This window comes from Legionella erythra (assembly GCF_001467615.1).
Classification (GTDB): Bacteria; Pseudomonadota; Gammaproteobacteria; order Legionellales; family Legionellaceae; genus Legionella_C; species Legionella_C erythra.
The window spans coordinates 324,071-344,799 of record NZ_LNYA01000034.1 but is presented as its reverse complement, the minus strand read 5'-3'; the positions used below and the strand labels follow the sequence as shown (position 1 = coordinate 344,799).

Here is a 20,729-nt window from a genome sequence, read left to right as displayed (position 1 = left end):
TGCGCGGGCACGACAATTATTTACCATGCGCGTCTTCGGGATGACCCACCCTGTCTGGTCGGGGAGGACGATGATAGGCCCTGGCTTATCAAGGTTATAACCATTTGCTTCACAAGTACTCTGCGCACTTAACCCATATCTCTCCTCTCAACACCGAATGTCGGTAAGACTTGAGCATGCTATAAATAATTTTTTCATCCTGGCATTGGATTAAATTGATGGATGGTTGCCCGCCTGCGCGGGCACGACAATTATTTACCATGCGCGTCTTCGGGATGACCCACCCTGTCTGGTCGGGGAGGACGATTGTTTATCATGCGCAGCCGAATTTGAGAAATGATTCCGTGCTTTGCCAGAGCGTCTGGTTGTCTTTGGTATCATCCACCCCTGTCCTGCCCGCGCAGGCGGGCAACCATGCCTGGTTTGGCACGGAAGCAGGATATTGGGCTGAAATGTCCTGTAACCTGAATAAGCTTTCCTATCAAGGTTATTTCTTTGCTTTTTTAGCCATTAATTCATCGAATAGCCGGCGTTTTTCTGCCGATAATTCGCTGCGGCGCAAAGCCCGCATGTCCTCCTGGCTTCCTTGTATACGGTCAGGCGTCAGGCGATCAGTAATCAAGATGCCGTGTACATGGTCAATTTCATGCTGTAAAACCCGTGCATAAAAACCGCTTTCCTGCTGACGATGGAAATGGCCGTCTTCGTCATAATATTCCACCATAATTTTATCGAAACGCGGGACTTTGCCCGCCTTGTCGGCCACGGAATAACAGGCCTCAAAATCAGCATGTCTCGGCGAATCGCTGAGGCCCTGGTAAGAGGGGTTTAACAGGATGTGCATGGGGTAAGGTTTGACGTGGTCACGTAATAAAGCGGCACTTTCAGGAATATAAATGGCAATGATCTGTTTCGGTTGATTGACCTGCGGCGCGGCAAGACCCACGCCCTCTAATTCATAGAGCTTGTCTTTCATGGCGGCGATTAATTGCCTGTCCTCAACACTCAATGGCCATTGCACCGGTGTTGCCGGGGTCGTAAGAACCTGTCGGTAATCATGCTGCTCCACGTTGACCAGCGTAAGAGGGGTAAGGGCGTTGCTCATTGTCATTCCTGCCAAAAGCCAATTAAAAAGGTTCATTTGAAAGCTATTTATACATCAAGGTATTGATTCAATGGCAATTTATGCAAAAAAGCTAACCAATATGATTGTTAGATATCTAGCATTTCCATATAATGCCTATTCCCCATTTTAACAATAACAATAGAAAGGTAAAACAATGAAAAAATGGATGTTGTTGGCAGCGGGCAGTGTGTTCATGTTGAGTGCTCAGGCAAATGAGGGGCTTTGTGGGTATAAAGATTATTTTCATTTGACCAACAAGGCACACCCGGCTATCTATATTGTTAGCGGTTACAGCGATCAGGATCTCAATCTACAACTGGTCGGACCTCGCAGTTTTGTTATTCGCGACACCCCCCAATGCCGTTCTGGCTATGCGCATGTGACTGTGGCTTATGATGCAGCCAATTGGTGTGTGCTGGATATTAAGGATGGCCCATATATGCAACATCCCTCCATCAGCGCTTCATGCCATGGCATCCGCTACCTCGGTCTGGATTATGACGGCATTGGCAGTTACTCCTATACCATTAAACTGGATTGACCGGTGGGCGCGAGGTTATTTTCCTCGCGCCAAAGGCTGTCAGGCGGGTGCCACAGAGTCGGTTGACTGGTTGTAAAAACGCCATTGCATCATGCTTGTCAGTAAAGCGCCCAACAACGCACAGACGGGAATGACTTTTAAAGCCAGAAGATAGCTCATCAGGGAATAGACATGCACCCCATCGCTTGACAGAGTTCCTGTCCAGGAGGTTTCCATGAGTTTACCAATTAAGGTATGGAAGAATGATCCTCCCAGCATATTCACGCAATTAAGGAAAGCCACAGTGACGCTTAAATGTTCTGGATGAACGAGTCTCGCGCCAGAAGCAAAAACCAGGACTTGATAGCAGCATAGAAGACCTGTGATAAAAAACAACAGGGTAAAAGCCGCCTTGTGGTAGGACGGGTGTGAAAGCAGCATGAAAAAAACGGCCGCCATGCCTAACCCGCACAGACTAATCACAGGGTAGAGACCCCATTTTTTGCTGGCGAAAGACAACAGAGGCCCGCCAAATAACATACCGACAAACAAAAACGAAATCACCAGGGCCGCCTCGCTTTTAGGGATGCCATAGGCTGTCATCAGATAAGGAATGCCCCAAACATCGGCAAATCCTTCGAGCGAACCCACCATTAATGCATTGGCAAGAGCCAATACCCAAATGGCTGGTGAAGAAAGAACCGCTTTGAACTGTTTGACAGTAAAGCCATGTGTCCTGGTTGCCGTTGAGTGCGGTGGGGTGCGAAGCAACAGACTGACAGCAAGGCCTAAGAGCACAGCCAGCAACGCAAGCCCAAGAGCCAGCGTATGCCAATCGTAATGAAGCGCAAGAAGGCTTATCGGTTTGCCGCCATAGATGGCGCCTAATAAGCCCAGGCTGAAAGAAAAACCCACCATCCGTGCGTAATGGGCGGCCGGAAACCAGTCTGAGATGACTTTGGAAACACCCAGGAAACCCACGGCTGATCCCGCACCGATCAAAAAACGGCTCAAGCAGGCAATAAGCCAGTGGTGAGTGAGGGTAAACAGCAGCGTGCCCGCACTGCAAAGTAAAGCGAAAAACAAAATAACGCGGCGTGCACCATAGCGATCAAGCAACATCGCCACCGGGATCTGCATGCCGGCGTAACCGTAGTAATAAAAAGCGGCTAATAATCCGAACTGGCTGGCATCGATAGCCAGCTGTTCCATAATTCCCTGCATCATTAATCCGGGCCAAAGGCGAAGAATGAACTGATAGGCAAAAAAGATGACGGGGAAAAACCACATGACAAAAGGTAGGTAGCGTTGTAAACGAAACATCATATCCTCACAGGAAAGCAGGTTAAAAATAAAAGGCAGTAAAAATGTGAGGGATGTGATCGGCTTTTCAGCCGATAATAATTGAACGGTTAATGAGGATGGAGCAAGGGAACCAATTCATGGATTAAAAATTTAACGACACTATTTTTCCACATTACATTATTTTTTCATCAATGACAATCATTGTGCAGAAAGTATTTTTATTTGCATTGGCTCTAATCAATTTTAGATGGACTATTGTTAATAGGGGACTCCTGTCGCTATAGTTTGCAATCAAAAGGACAAGCACAAGGAAAAATGCGATGAAAAAGGGAATAGTATGGATTGTCAGTTTACTGTTATCGGTATCGGTTGGGGCAAAACCGGTTGAAATCGTAGGGCAAATCCCCATTTTTATTGGTGATGAAACGGAAACGGACTTGCGCCAATCCCGGGTCGTGCTTGTTCAGAACGTGCAATTATCGCCTGAGGCTCAGGCCGTGCTCGGCGAGCGGGTGCAAGAGATTATTGATGATGCCAGCGACGAGGAATTCCTGTTGACAACCGGCTTGCCAGCAAAAGTGGATTTGGGCATGAATAAAACGCCGGTATTGAATCAAGGCGTGCATGGCACCTGCGTCACCTTTGCCGTGACCGCTGCATTGGATGCCTTGTTGGCCAAAGGGGATTACATTAGCCAATTATGCAGTCTGGAGTTGGGTGCCTACCTTCAAAATAAAAAGCAGATCCCTTACAGTGGCTGGGACGGTTCCTTTGGCAAAATTGTCTTAAATCAACTGGAACAATACGGCATCATTCCCATGAATCATCAACGCAGCAAGGGTTGTGCAGGCGTTAAGTTTTATCCAGTTGACAATGAAAAAAACCAGGGTAAACCCATGTCAGTAAGTGAGTACAGTGCCAATGCGCTGACCATTGATGATCAAATGACCTGGGAGAGTCTGGTGGATATTGATGATGTTTTTACCGTTAATCATAATCCGGCCCAGGTGTTGCCGGCGATTAAAAAAAGCTTGAATGATGGGCATCGCTTAACCTTTGGCGTGTTGCTGGATGTGGAATTACATCATGCCGGCGCCATGGGTAAATACGCAAAACCCTTTGATTCCTGGATGCTTACGCCTGAAATCATCCGTCATGCCAAACAGGGGCGGGTCAATGGCGGTCATGAAATGATCATCATTGGCTACGATGACACGGCGCTTATCATGGATGCTTTTGGTCATGCCAGCAAAGGCATGTTAATCTTGCGTAATTCCTGGGGCAGCAACAGCGGCAACCGGGGTAATTTTTACATGTCCTATGACTACTTCAAAGCATTGAGTGATGAAGTGCAGATTATCAAACCCAAGGTTTAACGTTAATACGATTAGAAAGAAAAACACATGGACTATAAAGACTACTATCAAATTATGGGGCTTGAGCGCGATGCTTCGCCTGAAGAAATTAAGCGGGCCTACAGAAAACTGGCCCGTAAGTACCATCCGGATGTCAGTAAAGAGCCTGGTGCTGAGGACAAGTTTAAAGAACTGGGTGAGGCTTATGAGGTATTGAAGGATCCTGAAAAAAAGGCCAAGTATGATCAATACGGTCAGTACTGGAAACAACAGCAATCCGGTTTTAGACCCGGGGAAAACGCTTATCGTCATGAGTCGTTTAATGAAGGCGACACGGCTGATTTTGAGGATTTCATCAGCAGCATTTTCCGTCACCGTCAACAGCAACAACATGCCAATTTTTATGATTTTGGCCAACAGGATATCCATGCCAAATTACCAATCAATCTGGAAGACAGTTACCGGGGGGCGGAAAAAACCATACAGCTTAAGGTACCGGTCTATGATCGCCAGGGACACGGCGAGTATCAGACCCGGGCTGTAAAGGTAAAAATTCCCGTTGGTATCGGCGATGGGCAGCAAATTCGTCTAAAAGGCCAGGGCGGCAAGGTGGATGGCCAGCCGCCCGGTGACTTGTATATCGAAATCAGTATTCAGCCGCACCCCTGGTTTCGTCTGGATAAAAAAGACATTTACCTGCAATTGCCGGTGGCGCCCTGGGAAGCGGCATTGGGTGCGACTGTCCAGGTTCCGACATTGGGGGGGCCGGTTAATCTTAAAATTCCAGCACAATCTCAATCCGGCAAACAAATGCGGCTTAAAGGCAGAGGGTTGCCGGGGAATCCTGCCGGTGATCAGTATGTGAGTCTGGAAATTGTTATTCCGCACCAGGATAATGAAACGCTTCGGCAATTGTATGAAGACATGGCGAAAGCATCGTCGTTTAATCCAAGAGAAAAATTAGGAGTCAAGCATGGCTAAGGACACAGAAACCACAGCACCGTGCGAAGAATGGTATACATTGTCCCTGCGTGAAGTGACCTGTTCGTTTGGGGTGGATGCCCATGTCATTCTTGAAATTATGGATGAGGGGATTATTTCATCCCAAAAAAATGAGCAAAACGAATTTTATTTCGGTAGCGACGATATACGACGTATTCGTACGGTACTGCAATTACACCGTGATCTCGGCGTTAATTTTGCTGGGGCTGCGTTGGCGCTTGAGTTGATGCACGAAATAGAACAGTTAAAGCGCTTATTACACAGCAGCCATCATTAATCAGGCGACGGCAGCTGTTTCCCTGGCAGACGGCGGCATGTTATTCAACTCCTCTTGTGCGTGTTGCGATCCAGGTTCCTGGTAAGCGCGCCCACTCCTGGAAAACAGACCGAAATGATGAGCAAACGAAGGCATTGGCGGTTTATTATGTTCTGCCGCGTTGTCGCGCAGGCTGTTAAAACGCTGGAGCGGTGTGGGGGTATAAAGATGAAAAAAGGCCAGAATATTAACCAGGCAATTTTTAAACCACAGCCAATCATAGTCGGTGAATGACCGTTGCCTGGTTAATGGAATAGAAAACTCGACCTTGTCGCAGGCGGTTTGTAGTTGCTGAAGCCGCTGGCTTGGTGATTTTTTATCATTGAGGGCGATGTCTTTCAATGAGGTAAGCAATCCGCTTTTCTCATCAATTAAATCCTGCACTTCATAGACTGAGGTTTCATCAACCCCATTACCCTTTTGTGCATCAAGGTAAAGATAAAAAGCCTGAATGGCAGACAGGACTTTATCCAGATGCATATAATCACGCAATTCATCATGCTGGAATCGTCTGGTTTTATCAATGAGCAACAGAATCATGCTTTTGCGGATATTGTTAGATGACTTCGTCTGCTCAATAATCGTTTGATTAAACGACATCAGGTGATCATGCAGTTTTTTTTCATATTCACTGTGGAGGTGCAGTAGCCCAATGCGGCGCTCGGCCATCTTCTTGACGAGCGCCTCAAAAGTGGATTGCAGGTATTGGGCTTTATACTGTTTGTTCAGTTCCGCTTCTTTGATATGCACGGTTTGCAAATAACGGTTCTGTTCTTCAGCGACCGCCTTTTCGAATTGGTAACTGGCCTCTAACCCCGCGTAGTAAGCATCTAATTGGGCAACCCAGTCAACCGCATAACACGGTATCTGCACCGGGATGGGTAGTTGGGCCCCATTGAGCAACTTATCTACGTGAGGATAACGCGGTGCTACACACGGCTCTGCTTTATATTCCGCCTGATGTTCATACAGGTCAGGTAAAAGTTTTGCATAGTGTTTGATCAATTGTTTCTCAATGCCGTTAAGGATTTCAGGTGTAGAAGGCAAATACCCTGACGAAAATTGCAAGTAGTATTCTAACTGTTCATGAAACTGGCAAAAAACAAGGATTTTTTTATCCCGTTCTGGAGAAGGCGATTGACCTCTGTAGTAAGAGAGTGCGCCAGCGACCAGACCGGCGATATTGTCGATGGCAGGGATTACCGTGATATTGCTTTTGGCGAATAAATCATCAATTAGGCTGGGGGAGACCATTTCCGATGGCTTTAAATGGGGCAATTCTTTTTCGGCCTCTTTAAGGTAGGGCAATGCGTCGCGGTAATGGTTTGCCGCGCTCTGTCTGGCTATTTCAAGAATATCCGGTCGTGGCGGAGGACCTGGTATGTAACCTATCGTCGGTTGCTTAAGGCGGATGTAGGATTTTAAGACTTTGTTCAGGTTTTTAAAGATTTCGCGTTGAGGGCTGATTTGTTTTAATTGCAGTTCAGCCATCATGGCGCGCTGCTTCACAGCGTTCTGCCGTTTCTGGATGGGCGTCAGGGAGAAAACCAGTTCAAAATGGCGAGCTGAAACAAGACCTAATGGCTCAACAAGTCCCTGGTAGAATTGATCCAGAATGGCTTTCATGGAGGTCGCCAATACGCCGGGTTTTAATGCCAGTTTGGCTTCAAAGTGATCCGTTTCCATTAACAGGCGGGCGAATACATTGGAACTGATTTCTTCCAGATGACTTAAGACGGCGTCATGAGATACCTGCGAAAACTGGGCTAATTTGGCTTTTAACTCCATAAACAGACCATACATGACCGGTGTGTCTAGCAACAATCTGAAATAGGCATGTGAATCATGGATAATCCTCTCAATATTCACCGCAATTTGTTTGGTATTGAAACGGATTTTGCTAAGTTTATCAGCAGCAATGGACTGTTGATAATTTAGCGCGGCAACATGCTCCGGGATCACCATAAAGGCCTGGAGTGCATACCATAAGCCATTGTAATGAATGGTTTTATCCTGGGGCTCCACCTCTTGGGCAGTCATGGTGTAAGCTTCCGCCTGGTCGTGTGTGAATTGATACAATTCATGGGCTTTCATCATCAAATCGCGGCACACCAGGCGGGAGTGGGGATCGTTATAAAATGAAAGCGATAAATGATAGATGGTGTTAATGGCCTGATAAACTTGCAGCAGATGATAGACATACATGGATTCGCTGCTTTTGTCAGTGAGATTTTCGAGTTGAATGAATAGTTGTTCAAGGTAATACAAGGCGTTAAAAAGCCGCTTGATATTCAGTAATTGCTGAGGCTCTCTCAGTAAGGTTTGCCTATTTTCAAGCTTGGGAAAAGGGATCCCCTTCTCTTGCGGCTGCAGATGATGTCTGGCCGAAAGACTCAAGGCTGCAGTGAACTGAAAAAGCGATTTGCGAAAATCAGCTATCTGCCTTGAATAGTTATCCTTCTTCAAGAGGTAATGGGCTCTGTTGGCATGCTGGGTCATCACCACAAGCGGTGTTGACTCCACGTCCTTTTCATAGCGCGTCTTGCCTTCATTCAGGTAATGATCGCGGTAGACTTTCCATCGCGTTCGGATGGCAGCAAAGCCGCTGTTAATTGCCAGTTGCATCAAAGCTAATTCGTTGATAGTCATTGGCAAGACAGGGGCTTTGTCGGTCAGCGACGTGATGATTTTCCTGTCCAATGCGATACTTCCGGCATCTGACCCCAGGATATTCATAAAATAAGGTTGAAAACGTGCATAGAGATGCTGTAATTTTTTTCTCGCTTCCTCCGTGATATCAGATAACGCAGCCACGTCTTGTTGCTCGAGAACAACCATGAATTGCCGATAGGCTTCCTGGGCCTGGGTTAAGGCAATTATCCGTTGATCATAATGCTGAGCAAGCAAAAACGCCTGGTCGATTGTTAACGGGGCAGGTTGCTTTAAAAGGCAATCGCCTGCCTCGGAAATGGTAAATTCAAGATCGTGCCCCCCGTCCTTGATACCGAGAGCTGCTTTGTCATTGAGCCTAAGCAGGTTGTCGCCAGGGTAAGGCGTTAAGACCAGATTGCTCTGGTCATTCACGTGCTGCAAAAGTGCTTGATTGAGTTTTTTATGGAATGCGGCGGTTACGGTTTCCCGGACAAACAGGTCAGCCAGGGTAGATTTTTTAGTCAGAAGGTAGCTGATTTTATCCGTACCTTCGTAATTGTAATACCAGTCAACAGGCTTTTTAAAAGTGCCTAACCAGCCAGGGGTTTGCGTCAAACCATGGATAATGGCATTGCTTAAATCGACGTGATGGTGGCCAATAATGGGCCGAATATAACGGTAATGCCGGGCTAATGTCTTCTTGACCGATTCAGGCAGTTGGCTTAAACGAAGCCCCTGATATTCCGGCTTGGCGAGGATATTATAGAAGTCATTAAAGGCCTGTTGCTGGCGTTGTGCTTTAATGGATGCCGTTCTGGTCTTGCTGAGCCGCGCGTGCGTTTCATCGAGACGCAAATAAAGAAACCGGGTATCTTCCAGTGCTAACAATTCCTTGCCCCTGGCTTCAAAGTTAACCACTTTTCGGGCATACGTGATAAGCAGATCATAAAGTGGTTTCACTTGCTGCATCATCGGTTTGGACAGGGTGCCTGGGTGCAGCAGGGCTTCGTCTTCAATGCGGTCGGCCAAGGCAAATAATGTCGGCAGCAAATCATATTTTAATTTGGCCAGGTTATCACGCACGACAGTCTGCGATGTCTCATTGAATTGCACCATCTGCTGAAACGTGCTGGTGGTCAGGCTGATGATATGACGGACAATACTGATGTATTTCAGCAGTTTAAATACGATAAAAAAATTATTTTCTCTTAAATCATCGAGCGCAAAAATAATCTTAATCGCGTTTTCCTGCAGTTCCTGTAATTTTTGCTCGTTTATTTCCGGTGCTTCAATGGAAATTTTTGCGGAATAATTATGAAGATACAGACGTAATTCCTGAATATAGCCGGGGAGTTTCGCGCTGAACTTACTGATAAAGTTATAATCAAAACCCTCCTCACGGGGTTTCATCTGATCAACGGCAATGCCTGCGTACCAGCCTGCGTTATAACTCAGGGGAAAATCCAAAATGCGATTAGCCCAATCATTAGCCCGCTTCTCATACCCGTCCGCCTGGCGTTGTACGAGTTGCAAAATGCGTTGCAATTGCACTATCTCATGGCCAAAAATCTCCATAAAATCAATATCGACATGCGTCAAAAGATAACTGGCCTGGTAAGCGTGGTGGATTGTATTAAAGTAAAGCGTCTTCAGATCAGCGGTTCTGTTCTTGCCATTGCGAAGGTTGACATTTTCCAGATCGATAAAAGCCATTTCGGCATGGTACAGGGCGTTAATGAGTTGTTTGATTTGGACGATGCGGCGTGGTTCGTCCGCGAAATCAAGGTAGGGTTCACCCGTTGCCTGGGTGTCGGCAAAATAATCGCGTGCGAATTTTGAAAAGTAAGGGCCTTTCAGTTGGGCGATGAGCAATTCGCGATTGCTGCGCAACAGCTTGGAAATCTCATTTTCCTTAAACGTATCCAACAAGCGCAAAAATCGTTCTATCATAAGCAGTTACCGATACGGTCATGTTTGCAGTTATAATATAAGTCGCGTTTCAAGTGAAGATTAATACTCTTTCTTTTTGTTAATTAAGTGAAAATTCTGGTTTTTTTGAAGGCATTAAATGAGGGGATGTAAACATGACTGGTTGGCGTACATTGGCGGATATAAGGCGGGATTACGGGGATTTAAGACTGGATGATCAACAAATTGAACGCGATCCCTTTCTGCAGTTTCAGGTATGGTTTAATGAAGTGCTTGCAAGTGAGAAGCAGGATCCAACGGCCATGGTCCTGTCCACTGTGGATGAAAACGGCATGCCCGATTCAAGGGTGGTGTTGCTTAAGGGTATTGAAGATGGTTGTTTTATTTTTTATACCAATTACGAAAGCACGAAAGCCGTGCAATTGCAAAAACACCCGGTTGCCGCGTTGAATTTTTATTGGCCGGAAATGGCCCGGCAAGTGAGGATACGAGGGACGGTGGAAAAAAGCAGCCGGGAAACGTCTGACGCTTACTTTGCCAGCCGGCCAGAGGCCAGTCAGTTAAGCGCACTGGCCTCTCCTCAGAGTCGCCCGATTGCCACCCGGCAAGAACTGGAGGTTGCCTTTAACCGCCTGATGGAGCAATTGCATCAACAACCCATCGTTCGGCCGGAAAATTGGGGAGGCTACAAAATCAAACCCGTGGCCATCGAATTTTGGCAGGGACGGGATAACAGGCTGCATGACCGCCTGCTGTATCGTCAGCAAGGCGATGACTGGACTTGTTGCCGCCTGGCGCCATAATGTGTAAAATCAGTCACTTATGAATTCAATTTGTATTATTTTTAATAATATTGTCAAGAAATAGTAAATTAGAGGCGCTTGTTATTTTTAGGATTTGCTAAGGCGTACAATAGTTTTTAAGTGGATTGAATCACGAATCCCCGGCAATGGTACGGAAGTTGCTACCATTCAAGTAACAGGAAGACTAAGAGAGGGTACGAACATGAACGATACTTCAGCCTTATTACCAGATATCAAATTGCGCTTTAATATTGAGCATCCTAACCTTGAAGAGTGCTATGCGGATGGGTATCAATGCGCGCTGGCCGAATTAGGCGAGCAGGAAAATCCATTCCGTCAGGGTACGAGCGAATACGAACAATGGCAGGAAGGCTGGTGGGCTGGCTTTTATGGCGAAGAGCCTCTCTATGATTTGGACGCAACCACCTTCGCTAAGGATGAAGAAGAGAAGCCAGCTGCGGCAGCGGCCAATGACGGTTTATTTTCCATTCACAATAAATCGTTTCTGGTAAACGTGTTGCGCATTACCGGTGCTATCGCCGCGTCAGCTTTTGTTGGTTACCAGGTGCTTGATCTGGTCGCGTAAATCACGAAGGGTGAGTTCAGACTCACCTTTCATTTGAACAATTTTAAAACCATACTGCGCATCCTGGCTATCTCGGATGCGTTGAATTCTTTGTAAATCGCACTGCCGATATTTAAACAGACAATCACATCCTCGCCTATCCCCTTTAGCAAATCAACACCAGAAAGCCGTAGAATCTGAATGGCATCGCGAATATCCTGTGCCCAGGCATCAAGATAACTCATGTCGGTAAAGACTGGCAAAAAGGTGTGCTCACCCTCATTAAGAAAGAGGACTTCCGGGTTGTCAGGTGCTGAATCAATGGCCACTGGAATGATAAAATTGGCTTTTATAAATTCGAGGTAGGCTTTGTTCGCCTGTTGACTATCCCCTTGTGAAGCGAGGGCATTTTTGACGGCAAGTTCGAGACTATTCATAACATACAACGTTTGTAGGAAAGGAACGATTATACGGATTCATTAACTATAATTATACCCCACCTTCTTGGCGCAAAGGCGACAGCGAGGTTTTCCATGGCACTCTGGTGTTGAAATAAACATTTGTAGCAGTATAATGGGTGCCTGGGTTTGTAAATTTTTTGAGCTAATTGCTGTTGGTAGGAAGTGAGGCTGTCGGGACCCTTTGCTTCTGAATACAGTTACCGAGTGTGTATTTATGAATAAAATAGCAGTATCTCAAAATGCAGAATCATCAGGACGTTTCAGTCAACTGAGCTTTGCATGGATTGTATGGGGGTTGGCAGCCGCGTTTTATTTTTCCGATTATCTCGCCAGGGTAGCGCCTGGTGTTATGCATCGCAGCCTTCAGATTGATTTTGGCATAAACGAGGTCGGCTTTGGCATTCTGACAGCCTCTTTTTACATCCCTTACATCATTATGCAGGTTCCTGTCGGCCTGACTGTCGATCGTTTGAGTATTCGCGGTATTTTAACCGTTATGTCATTGATTACCGCATTAGGCTGCGGGGTTTTTGGTTTGGCTGACGGTTTAATGATGGCCTCTGTCGGGCGCATGCTGATTGGCTTTAGCGCCGCATTTGCATTTGTCAGTGCCCTGCGTCTTGCGACATCGTGGTTCCCGCCCGCCATGTTGGGTTTGCTGTCCGGTTTAACTCAGGCACTGGGCATGTTGGGGGCTGCGGCCGGTGAAGCGCCGGTATCGTTTCTGGTGTCCAATGTTGGTTGGCGCCATAGTATGCTGATTATCGCGTTCCTGTTTATTGTTTTAGCCGGTCTTTTGTATCAATTCGTTCAGGACAAGCCAGGCACGAAACGCCGTGAGATTAAAGCCCAACCGCACATCAGCATCCTTGAAAGCCTGAAAATTATTTTATCCCACCGGCAAACCTGGCTTAATGCCTTGTATGCGGGTTTTCTTTTTGGCCCGACGGCTGTCATTGGCGAAGCCATTGGCCCAGCTTACCTGCAATACGGGCGCGGTCTTTCTGCTCATGCAGCGGCCTTTGCAACCGGTCTTATTTTTATAGGCTGGGGTATCAGCGGACCATTGTCGGGATGGATCTCCGATCGCATGGGACGCCGTAAGCCCTTTATGATTTTTTCAGCCTTGTGCGGGGTGGTGCTAACGGCCTTGTTTGTTTTCTACCCCGACATGAACAAGACAACGGCTTATGTTCTGTTTTTTCTGTTTGGGCTTACCAACACGGGCGTGGCTATCGCTTACGCGGTTTCGACTGAAATTCAGGAAAGTAAAGTAATCGGTACCTGCATTGCCTTTACCAACATGACGTCTATTTTTGTTGGCGCTTTAATGCAGCCTCTGGTGGGGCGTCTGGTAGATTTGTCAGCCGGTGCTCGGGCCTTTAATGTCGAAACCTTGCTGTTAAGTGACTTTCAAGCGGGTCTGCGTATTCTGCCGCTGTGTTCCCTGATCGCGCTCATTCTGGCATTCACTGTGAAGGAAACGTATTGCAAGCCGATAAGACAAGTTAACTGATCTGATTTTGTTGAGGTTTTTTTTGTTATTTCTTTGCTAGTTAGTGTATCTCGTGCTTTAATTAGGGCGGGTACTACTTACCGCATCTTTTATTGCAGTTTTGCAGCAAGATGTCACTAACACGGAGATAACAATGAAAAAAATCATAGGATTAGTGGTTATCCTGGCCGTTCTAGTCCTTGGCGGATATTATGGTATGGGCGTTATCACTGAACATACAGTCAGAAAAAACGTCGATATCGTTAACCAGTCGAATGGCTTGTTTGCCGATATCACGGAATACCACAGAGGCTGGTTTAAATCCCAGGCTACCTTAAACTGGCGTTTACATGTTCCTGAGCGCATCGTCAGAGGGGCTGATGGTCAACCGCAAACCATGCCTGCCCAAGATTACCAAATGCAAATGCCGTTAACCATCTATCATGGGCCGGTTATATTTGCTGATAATGGGATCAAGTTGGGATTAGGTTACGCTAAAACGGATTTAACCTTACCACAAACCTATGCTGAGCAATTTAATAACACCTTTACTGGTGACTCCACCAAACCCAAACTGGATTTAAGTCTGTTGATCAATTACCTGAACAACAGCAAAGTGAACATGTCTATCCCCGAGTTTAAACTGATTGCCAAACAAGGCAATTCGCAGTTTGACTGGAAAGGCATGAGCAGTAGCGTCAATGTGACATCTTCCATGGATGAAGTCGTAGGTGATCTCACGATTGAAGGCATGAGCTTTGTGAAAGATCAAGTGACTGCCACGATGGGGGAGATTTCCAGTGAATACAACCTGCATCGTACCGATTCCGGTTTATTCCTTGGTGAGGCCAGTGTGTCTTTCCCTTCGCTGCTTATCCAGGATAAAACGCAAAAGCTGTTTGAACTCAATGATCTGGACATTAATACCAGCAGTGACATTGAGAGCGGCCTGTTTAACTCTCATTTCAAAAGTTCACTGGACAAGATCGTAGCCCAAGGCAAAACCTATGGTCCCGGTAATCTTGAAATGGCCGTACGTAATCTTGATGCAGATGCATTGGCACGTATAAACGAACAAGCCAATAAGATGCAGCAGGGAACCGATGCTGAGAAACAGCAGGCGTTGATGGCTATCATGCCTGAAATTCCCAAGCTGTTTAGCCGTGGTGCAGAGTTTGAGATTTCAGAAATGACCTTTACCATGCCTGAGGGAACGGTTGAAGGTAATCTGATTATAACCCTGCCAAAAGGCGACAATAATAATCCTGTGGAGATGATGCAAAAAGTTCAGGGTAATGGCCGCTTGAAAGTTCCAGGTGCCGTACTGAAGCAGATTATCAGCCAAACCGTTAGACAACGATTGGCGGCTGGTTCTGCCCAGGTCACATCGACCCCTGACACGTCTGCCACTGATCCAAATGCGGCATCCACGGCAACGCCGGACATGGAGCAGCAGATTGCGTCTCAAACGGATCAGCAAATCAATGCCATGGTTCAATCAGGCTTACTGGTACAACAAAGCAATGACTACGTGGTTGAAGTCAGCCTGAATCAGGGACAGCTTGTTGTAAATGGCAAGCCATTTAACCCTGCAATGATGAAATTCTAAGTCTTATCAATAGGTTGAGGGCAGGTTTAATTGAATTAAACCTGCTCGGCAAGTCCTGATTAATCGTCAATTTTTGAGTTGTTTTACTTGTCAGGAATTGTCCAATTGGGTAAGATTCATGTTTTTAAAGGAGGAGTTAATAATAATGACAACAATCAGTAATGAAGCCGGGGATACAACTGCGTCACTGGCCGAGAGCGTAACTCAATCAGTGCAAAGGTATTTCTCCGAGCTGAAGGGAACTGATCCTGTTGATCTGTACAAGTTTGTTTTGGAAGAAATAGAGACGCCTCTGTTTCGTGCAGTAATGGAACACTGCAAGTACAATCAATCTCGTGCAGCGGTTATGTTGGGTATTAGTCGAGGTACTTTACGCACCAAATTACGTCGCTATTTTGACGATAAATACGTTGGAACACGTGATTAAGATTAAGTAGACCCAATAAAAAAGGAAGCTCAAGGCTTCCTTTTTTATTGGGGCATTTGCATTATTACTCTGCAAACATAGAACTCACCGATTCTTCAACGTTGACTCGCTTAATCGCCTGGGCCAGCATGTCGGCTAAACTGACAACCCGAATTTTCTTGCATTGCCTGGCGTCCTGGGATAAAGGAATGGTATCGGTTACCACGACTTCATCCAGTGAGGAGTGAATAATATTATCGACGGCTGGTCCCGAAAGCACAGGATGCGTAATGTATGCTCGAACGCTGTTGGCGCCATTGCGTTTCAGATGCATGGCGGCAGAACAGAGCGTGCCGGCTGTATCGACGATGTCGTCGATGATAATGCAGTTCCTGCCCGCTGGTTCCCCAATAATGTGCATAACTTCTGATTTGTTGGGGCCGCTGCGTCGTTTATCGATGATGGATAATTCTGCGTCATTTAAGCGCTTGGCCATGGCCCTGGCGCGTACCACGCCACCAACATCCGGGGAAACAACCATGAGATTGGCGAGATTCTGCTGCTTGATGTCTTCCAGTAAAATAGGTGTTGAATAAACGTTATCAACTGGCATGTAGAAAAAACCCTGGATCTGATCAGCATGCAAGTCAACGGTCAAGACCCGGCAAATTCCCACAGAAGCCATCATGTCGGCAACGACTTTGGCCGTAATGGGTACCCGGGCAGAGCGTACACGTCGGTCTTGTCTGGCATAGCCAAAATAAGGAACAACTGCGGTGATTCGGCCTGCGGAAGAGCGTCGCAGAGCGTCGGCCATGGTCAATAATTCCATCAGGTTATTATTGGTCGGTGCACAGGTGGATTGAACAATAAAGACGTCTCGGCCGCGAACATTTTCCAGAATTTCAACCATGGTTTCACCATCGCTGAAAGTGCCTACTGTGGCCTGGCCGATAGGAATTTGTAAATGGGAGGCAATTTTAAGCGCCAGTTCAGGGTTGGCATTGCCGGTAAAGATCATCATCGTTGACATGTGTAAGAAACCTTCGATTGTTTATAATCAGTTAACTTAAACACATAGCAGAAGACAGCCAGAAAGATATAATTATTATTTTAGCGATCCGGTGAACGCATCCTTCCCGGTTATCTTCTGCCGTCTGTTTACTTGAATCAACAAGAAAATGGCTGGGGTGCTAGGATTCGAACCTAGGTATGCAGGGATCAAAACCCTGTGCCTTACCACTTGGCGACACCCCAATATGCTTAGATTCTCAATCATCCATGAATCATCTGCAGTTGTCGCTGCAATGTGCTGCGTATTTTGCAGAGAAATTGAGGTAATGTCAACGATGACCTGCGAAATTATTTTCACAGGCCAATTTCTTCATTTTATTGCTCATTTTAAGAGCAATCATTAGATTCGCCACTTCTTAATGACCATCTTGATAAAGATGTCATGGCCTTGAAGTCTGATTTGGCTTGGCAGTGCCGCCTTACCGACAGCGCTATAGCCCAGGTACTGAATAGTATAACCGGCCTGACGAAGCAGGAGGAGGCGGTTGTGTGGATCGCGCTGCGCTGTTTGTACGGCACCGGGGGCAGGCAAACCGCGCACCCAGTAATATAGATTGGCAACAGGCAGGCCGATGCCCGTTTCTTTGCGAAGCAAGGCATCTGCGCTGCTGGACGATACTTTTTTCGGCCCGTCCCGCAAAGTGACTACACTGCCTTTTTTATCAATCATAACGGTTCCGCTGCCCAAAGGGCCAAACAGGCGGATTTGATAACTGCCAGGACCATGTTGTAGCCAGTTCACGGATGCAGTCCAGCTTTTTTTCTTACCTCGGGCCGCCATGGCGCCGGATAATTCCCAGGACGAAATACTGGCGGTCTGTTTTGCCTGCTCTGCCGGCGATACGTTGGTTGCCGGCGTGGACGCTTCATCGGTTGTTAATGGCATGCCGTTTGACGCCGTCTCGCCGTGAAGGCTATCCGGTGAGCCCGCCTGAATGGCTTGATGGTGCCGCGGGGCGCAGGCTGTTAAAAAGAAAAGCAAACAAAGCGACGAGCATTTCAAAGCATTCATTGCCAAATCTCCATTCCGTTAAATCCCAAATCATAGTTTTTTAAATCACAATACGCTAGACTGCGAGAAGTTGCAATTAATGACTAACCTTATGAAACCACGAGCGATATACCCCGGTACGTTTGACCCCGTCACCAATGGTCATGTGGATATCATCAAGCGGGCGGCAGCCATTTTTCCTGATATTATCGTGGGTGTAGCCAACAGCTCTGCAAAAAAGCCTTTTTTTTCCCTGGAAGAGCGCTTGGCTCTGCTTCGCGATGCATTGCACGATGTTACGGGCGTGCAGGTCGTGGGATTTAATACGTTGTTGATAGATTTTGTCCGCGAACAGCAAGGGACTATTATTTTGCGGGGTTTGCGGGCAGTCAATGATTTTGAATATGAATTTCAGTTGGCCGGGATGAACCGCAAATTATCACCGGATATTGAGACACTGTTTTTAACGCCTTCCGAGCACTTGATGTTTATATCATCCAGCCTGGTTCGTGAAATTGCGTCGTTTAATGGTGATGTGTCCCAATTTGTTCCTCCCTCCGTTGTACAGGCTCTGGAGAGTAAAAAGCAAAAATCATGACTACCCGCACACGTCTGTTGATCTTAATCTGCAGTTTTTGGGGCGTTCATCCTGGTTTTGCTGCACCCTTCCATGATTCCCCGCCTGGTTATGCAGTCGCTACGGCCCATCCCCTGGCAACGAATGCAGCACTCGAAATTCTCGCTGCCGGCGGTAATGCGTTTGACGCCGCAGTAGCCGCCAGCGCTGCCTTGGCAGTCGTTGAACCCTACCATTCCGGTTTGGGCGGCGGCGGGTTCTGGTTATTGCATCTCGAAAAGGAAAAGAAAAACTGGTTTATTGATGGGCGGGAAGTCGCGCCTTGGGCTGCCCACAAAGACATGTACCTTGGAAAGGACGGTAAACCGGTTCCAGAGCTCTCGCTCAATGGCGGACTTGCCGCAGCCATACCCGGTGAGCCGGCGGCTTTGGTTTATATTGCCAGCCATTATGGCCGCCTTCCGCTGTCAAAAACGCTGGCGCCGGCTATTCGCCTGGCAGAAGAGGGTTTTCCTGTCGATTATCAATTCCGCTATTTCTCAAGCCAGGAAGACAGGCTTAAGCAGTTGCGCCGCTTTCCTGCAACAGCCGCCGTGTATTTAAAAGAAGGGGAGCCCTATGCAATTGGCGACATCCTGCGTCAGTCTGATTTAGCAAAGACGCTGCGTCTCCTGGCTGAGAAAGGCCATTCTGGATTTTATCAGGGAGATGTGGCTCAGCGCCTGGTCAAGGGCGTGCGTGCGGCGGGGGGGATTTGGACTATGGATGATTTGGCGCGTTACCAGGTTAAAGTGCGTGAGCCCTTGCAGGGGGCATACCATAATATGCTGATCATTACAGCGCCGCCGCCATCAGCGGGTGGGATAGCTTTGTTGACGATGTTGAATATTCTTTCCGCCTATTCGCTCAATGATTTACCCTTGGCGATGCGGATTCATTATATCGTTGAATCCATGCGAATGGCTTATTGGCAGCGCGGTGATGCCATAGCCGATCCTGATTTTATCAGGGTGCCCATTGATGAGTTGATTTCCGCCGCCAATGCCAAAAAACTGCGTCAACTCATTTCACCCGCGCAGGCAACGCCCAGCAAGCGGCTTGAATCCAGAAAGATAAGGGAAGACCTCTCCAATACCACGCATCTCTCGATTATGGATGCAGAGGGCAATCGCGTAGCAGCAACCATGACCGTGAATTATATTTTTGGTTCCAGTGTGATTGCCAAAGGCACAGGCGTGCTGCTCAATGATGAAATGGATGATTTTGCCAGTCAACCGGGTGCATCGAATGTTTTCGGTATCGTGGGCAGCATGGCAAACACCATCGCACCGGGTAAACGACCTGTATCGAGTATGTGTCCTGCTTTTCTGGAAATGCCTGGGCGGGTGGCCATTATAGGAACGCCCGGCGGCAGTCGTATTCCCACCATGATGTTATTAGCCAGTCTGGTTTTTTATAACTCGGAAGGAGCTATCAGCATGGTTTCCCGTATGCGCTTCCATCATCAATACCTGCCTGATGTGTTGCAGTTTGAGCCGGAAACTTTTTCACCGCAATTGCAATCGCAGTTAAAAAACATGGGTTATGTCTTGATGCCTTTATTGCAGTACTATGGTGACATGCAGGGTATAACCTGGGATCGGCAGAATAATGTACTCACTGCTGCGTCAGATCCCAGGCATATTGGCCTTGCGGTCACTGTCACCCCAACTCAAAGCCAGGAAAGTTACGGCGTAGCGCATTAATGCGGCTCTTGAACGTTGCCAACCAGCTTTTCCATGGATTGATGAACACGCTGAATTAATTCTTCCTTTTGTTCAACCGTATAGGCACTGGCATCAATGGGTTCGCCGATATGGATTTCAGCGGTTTGGTTGATATTAAATTGCAGTGTTCTGGCCGGAAGTATGTCATAAGCGCCGCGAATACCAATCGGAATAATGGTGGCCTTGGCTTCAATCGCTGTTAAAAAAGCACCCTTTTTAAACGGAGCGAGCTTACCGTCTTTGGAGCGGGTTCCTTCAGGCGCTATCCACATAATAATACCGCTTTCCAGCAATTGGCGCATGGCTTTAAGATCTTTAATGGCCTGGCTGCGATTTTTTCGGTCTATGAAAGGAAATTCTGCGGCTGTCATGCCTTTTCCCATGATGGGTATTTTCGAAAGTTCCTTTTTAGCCAGCATGCGGATGGAATGATTGGGGAAGGCTTTGAAACTGATGGGAATATCGTAAAGACTGCTGTGGTTGGACATGATGATATAGGCTTTGCCTGGTTCAGGAACCACGCCGTACGGGTTAACTATTTTGCATTTTATGCCTACCAGATTAAGCAGGCGGTTAACCCAGCGATGAATGGTGGTGTCTACCCAGGCGCGGTTGGTTTTACCGAAAAGACGCATCAGAACAGAGCGGCTGCACGCATCCACGGTATAAAGCGCTGACAGCAGCATAATCCAGGCTGTGCGGAGTTTGCTAATTTTCATTGGAACTCGCTTCAATCATCAGGGGGGGAATAATACTGTAAGAGCCGGGACTTGCCCA

At 47.1% G+C, this 20,729-nt stretch carries 18 protein-coding genes and 1 tRNA gene; 11 read left to right on the top strand and 8 right to left on the bottom strand.

The genetic code is table 11. The annotated features are described in order from the left end of the window. Positions 1 to 487 precede the first annotated feature (487 nt). Positions 488 to 1,105 (bottom strand): peptide deformylase, encoded by a 618-nt coding sequence (locus Lery_RS12835; protein WP_058527630.1) that lies wholly within the window; start codon positions 1,103 to 1,105, stop codon positions 488 to 490. Positions 1,106 to 1,280: 175 nt separating this feature from the next. Here Lery_RS12835 and Lery_RS12830 point away from each other — a divergent pair, with 175 nt between their 5' ends. Continuing rightward, positions 1,281 to 1,667, top strand: coding sequence for a hypothetical protein (locus Lery_RS12830; RefSeq protein ID WP_058527629.1), 387 nt, complete (start codon positions 1,281 to 1,283; stop codon positions 1,665 to 1,667). A gap of 39 nt (positions 1,668 to 1,706) precedes the next feature. Here Lery_RS12830 and Lery_RS12825 read toward each other — a convergent pair whose 3' ends face one another. Further along, positions 1,707 to 2,972: an MFS transporter gene (locus tag Lery_RS12825; RefSeq protein ID WP_058527628.1), complete on the bottom strand. Its 1,266-nt coding sequence runs from the start codon at positions 2,970 to 2,972 to the stop codon at positions 1,707 to 1,709. 299 nt (positions 2,973 to 3,271) lie between these two features. Between Lery_RS12825 and Lery_RS12820 the strand changes: the two genes are divergently transcribed. Genes Lery_RS12820 through Lery_RS12810 form a run of 3 tightly spaced genes read left to right on the top strand, consistent with a single transcriptional unit; the run spans position 3,272 to position 5,585 of the window. Further along, the gene (locus Lery_RS12820) at positions 3,272 to 4,327 is read left to right on the top strand and encodes a C1 family peptidase (RefSeq protein WP_058527627.1); all 1,056 of its coding nucleotides are present in this window, start codon (positions 3,272 to 3,274) and stop codon (positions 4,325 to 4,327) included. A 27-nt stretch (positions 4,328 to 4,354) separates the two neighbouring features. Next, positions 4,355 to 5,287, top strand: a complete 933-nt coding sequence (locus tag Lery_RS12815) for a DnaJ C-terminal domain-containing protein (protein WP_058527626.1) — start codon at positions 4,355 to 4,357, stop codon at positions 5,285 to 5,287. Next, complete coding sequence (locus tag Lery_RS12810; protein WP_058527625.1) at positions 5,280 to 5,585, top strand: chaperone modulator CbpM; 306 nt, start codon at positions 5,280 to 5,282, stop codon at positions 5,583 to 5,585. Before Lery_RS12815 ends, Lery_RS12810 begins: the two co-directional genes overlap by 8 nt. Here Lery_RS12810 and Lery_RS12805 read toward each other — a convergent pair whose 3' ends face one another. Continuing rightward, complete coding sequence (locus Lery_RS12805; protein ID WP_058527624.1) at positions 5,586 to 10,226, bottom strand: hypothetical protein; 4,641 nt, start codon at positions 10,224 to 10,226, stop codon at positions 5,586 to 5,588. 134 nt (positions 10,227 to 10,360) lie between these two features. Between Lery_RS12805 and pdxH the strand changes: the two genes are divergently transcribed. Both pdxH and Lery_RS12795 read left to right on the top strand, forming a co-directional pair. Next, positions 10,361 to 11,008 (top strand): pyridoxamine 5'-phosphate oxidase, encoded by a 648-nt coding sequence (pdxH, locus tag Lery_RS12800; protein ID WP_058527623.1) that lies wholly within the window; start codon positions 10,361 to 10,363, stop codon positions 11,006 to 11,008. A gap of 202 nt (positions 11,009 to 11,210) precedes the next feature. Then, complete coding sequence (locus tag Lery_RS12795; protein WP_058527622.1) at positions 11,211 to 11,594, top strand: hypothetical protein; 384 nt, start codon at positions 11,211 to 11,213, stop codon at positions 11,592 to 11,594. A 29-nt stretch (positions 11,595 to 11,623) separates the two neighbouring features. Here Lery_RS12795 and Lery_RS12790 read toward each other — a convergent pair whose 3' ends face one another. Beyond that, positions 11,624 to 12,010 carry an SseB family protein gene (locus Lery_RS12790; RefSeq protein WP_058527976.1) on the bottom strand — a complete coding sequence of 129 codons (387 nt, stop codon included), beginning with the start codon at positions 12,008 to 12,010 and terminating at the stop codon, positions 11,624 to 11,626. 238 nt (positions 12,011 to 12,248) lie between these two features. Between Lery_RS12790 and Lery_RS12785 the strand changes: the two genes are divergently transcribed. The 3 genes from Lery_RS12785 (at position 12,249) to fis (ending at position 15,565) form a co-directional block, all read left to right on the top strand. Beyond that, a complete protein-coding gene (locus Lery_RS12785; protein ID WP_058527621.1) occupies positions 12,249 to 13,550 on the top strand; it encodes an MFS transporter in 1,302 nt (433 codons plus the stop codon). A gap of 133 nt (positions 13,551 to 13,683) precedes the next feature. After that, a complete protein-coding gene (locus Lery_RS12780) occupies positions 13,684 to 15,138 on the top strand; it encodes a YdgA family protein (protein WP_058527620.1) in 1,455 nt (484 codons plus the stop codon). A 118-nt stretch (positions 15,139 to 15,256) separates the two neighbouring features. Then, entirely contained in the window at positions 15,257 to 15,565 is a 309-nt protein-coding gene (gene fis / locus Lery_RS12775) for a DNA-binding transcriptional regulator Fis (protein WP_065230301.1), read from the top strand. A gap of 64 nt (positions 15,566 to 15,629) precedes the next feature. On the opposite strand, the gene Lery_RS12770 is transcribed toward fis, so the two are convergent. From Lery_RS12770 to lolB, 3 genes are all read right to left on the bottom strand, one after another. Further along, positions 15,630 to 16,577 (bottom strand): ribose-phosphate pyrophosphokinase, encoded by a 948-nt coding sequence (locus Lery_RS12770; RefSeq protein WP_058527619.1) that lies wholly within the window; start codon positions 16,575 to 16,577, stop codon positions 15,630 to 15,632. A 149-nt stretch (positions 16,578 to 16,726) separates the two neighbouring features. Then, a tRNA-Gln gene (locus Lery_RS12765) sits at positions 16,727 to 16,801 on the bottom strand. A gap of 157 nt (positions 16,802 to 16,958) precedes the next feature. Further along, positions 16,959 to 17,630, bottom strand: a complete 672-nt coding sequence (gene lolB, locus Lery_RS14890) for a lipoprotein insertase outer membrane protein LolB (RefSeq protein WP_065230300.1) — start codon at positions 17,628 to 17,630, stop codon at positions 16,959 to 16,961. Between the two features lie 70 nt (positions 17,631 to 17,700). On the opposite strand from lolB, the gene coaD reads away from it, so the two are divergent. Both coaD and ggt read left to right on the top strand, forming a co-directional pair. Beyond that, the gene (gene coaD / locus Lery_RS12755; protein ID WP_082657209.1) at positions 17,701 to 18,207 is read left to right on the top strand and encodes a pantetheine-phosphate adenylyltransferase; all 507 of its coding nucleotides are present in this window, start codon (positions 17,701 to 17,703) and stop codon (positions 18,205 to 18,207) included. Continuing rightward, positions 18,204 to 19,931: a gamma-glutamyltransferase gene (gene ggt, locus Lery_RS12750; protein ID WP_058527617.1), complete on the top strand. Its 1,728-nt coding sequence runs from the start codon at positions 18,204 to 18,206 to the stop codon at positions 19,929 to 19,931. The genes coaD and ggt overlap by 4 nt, the downstream gene beginning before the upstream one ends. On the opposite strand, the gene Lery_RS12745 is transcribed toward ggt, so the two are convergent. After that, positions 19,928 to 20,671 (bottom strand): lysophospholipid acyltransferase family protein, encoded by a 744-nt coding sequence (locus Lery_RS12745; RefSeq protein ID WP_058527616.1) that lies wholly within the window; start codon positions 20,669 to 20,671, stop codon positions 19,928 to 19,930. The two genes, ggt and Lery_RS12745, sit on opposite strands and share 4 nt — an antisense overlap. Between the last annotated feature and the right edge of the window lie 58 nt (positions 20,672 to 20,729).

Bases quoted from the DNA above. Each gene is read 5' to 3' on its own strand.
- Lery_RS12770 (WP_058527619.1), bottom strand. From the start codon at position 16,577: ATGTCAACGATGATGATCTTTACCGGCAATGCCAACCCTGAACTGGCG.
- pdxH (WP_058527623.1), top strand. From the start codon at position 10,361: ATGACTGGTTGGCGTACATTGGCGGATATAAGGCGGGATTACGGGGAT.
- Lery_RS12835 (WP_058527630.1), bottom strand. From the start codon at position 1,105: ATGAGCAACGCCCTTACCCCTCTTACGCTGGTCAACGTGGAGCAGCAT.
- Lery_RS12825 (WP_058527628.1), bottom strand. From the start codon at position 2,972: ATGATGTTTCGTTTACAACGCTACCTACCTTTTGTCATGTGGTTTTTC.
- Lery_RS12785 (WP_058527621.1), top strand. From the start codon at position 12,249: ATGAATAAAATAGCAGTATCTCAAAATGCAGAATCATCAGGACGTTTC.
- Lery_RS12790 (WP_058527976.1), bottom strand. From the start codon at position 12,010: ATGAATAGTCTCGAACTTGCCGTCAAAAATGCCCTCGCTTCACAAGGG.
- Lery_RS12815 (WP_058527626.1), top strand. From the start codon at position 4,355: ATGGACTATAAAGACTACTATCAAATTATGGGGCTTGAGCGCGATGCT.
- Lery_RS12820 (WP_058527627.1), top strand. From the start codon at position 3,272: ATGAAAAAGGGAATAGTATGGATTGTCAGTTTACTGTTATCGGTATCG.
- Lery_RS12780 (WP_058527620.1), top strand. From the start codon at position 13,684: ATGAAAAAAATCATAGGATTAGTGGTTATCCTGGCCGTTCTAGTCCTT.
- Lery_RS12810 (WP_058527625.1), top strand. From the start codon at position 5,280: ATGGCTAAGGACACAGAAACCACAGCACCGTGCGAAGAATGGTATACA.
- ggt (WP_058527617.1), top strand. From the start codon at position 18,204: ATGACTACCCGCACACGTCTGTTGATCTTAATCTGCAGTTTTTGGGGC.
- lolB (WP_065230300.1), bottom strand. From the start codon at position 17,630: ATGAATGCTTTGAAATGCTCGTCGCTTTGTTTGCTTTTCTTTTTAACA.
- Lery_RS12805 (WP_058527624.1), bottom strand. From the start codon at position 10,226: ATGATAGAACGATTTTTGCGCTTGTTGGATACGTTTAAGGAAAATGAG.
- fis (WP_065230301.1), top strand. From the start codon at position 15,257: ATGTTTTTAAAGGAGGAGTTAATAATAATGACAACAATCAGTAATGAA.
- Lery_RS12795 (WP_058527622.1), top strand. From the start codon at position 11,211: ATGAACGATACTTCAGCCTTATTACCAGATATCAAATTGCGCTTTAAT.
- Lery_RS12745 (WP_058527616.1), bottom strand. From the start codon at position 20,671: ATGAAAATTAGCAAACTCCGCACAGCCTGGATTATGCTGCTGTCAGCG.
- Lery_RS12830 (WP_058527629.1), top strand. From the start codon at position 1,281: ATGAAAAAATGGATGTTGTTGGCAGCGGGCAGTGTGTTCATGTTGAGT.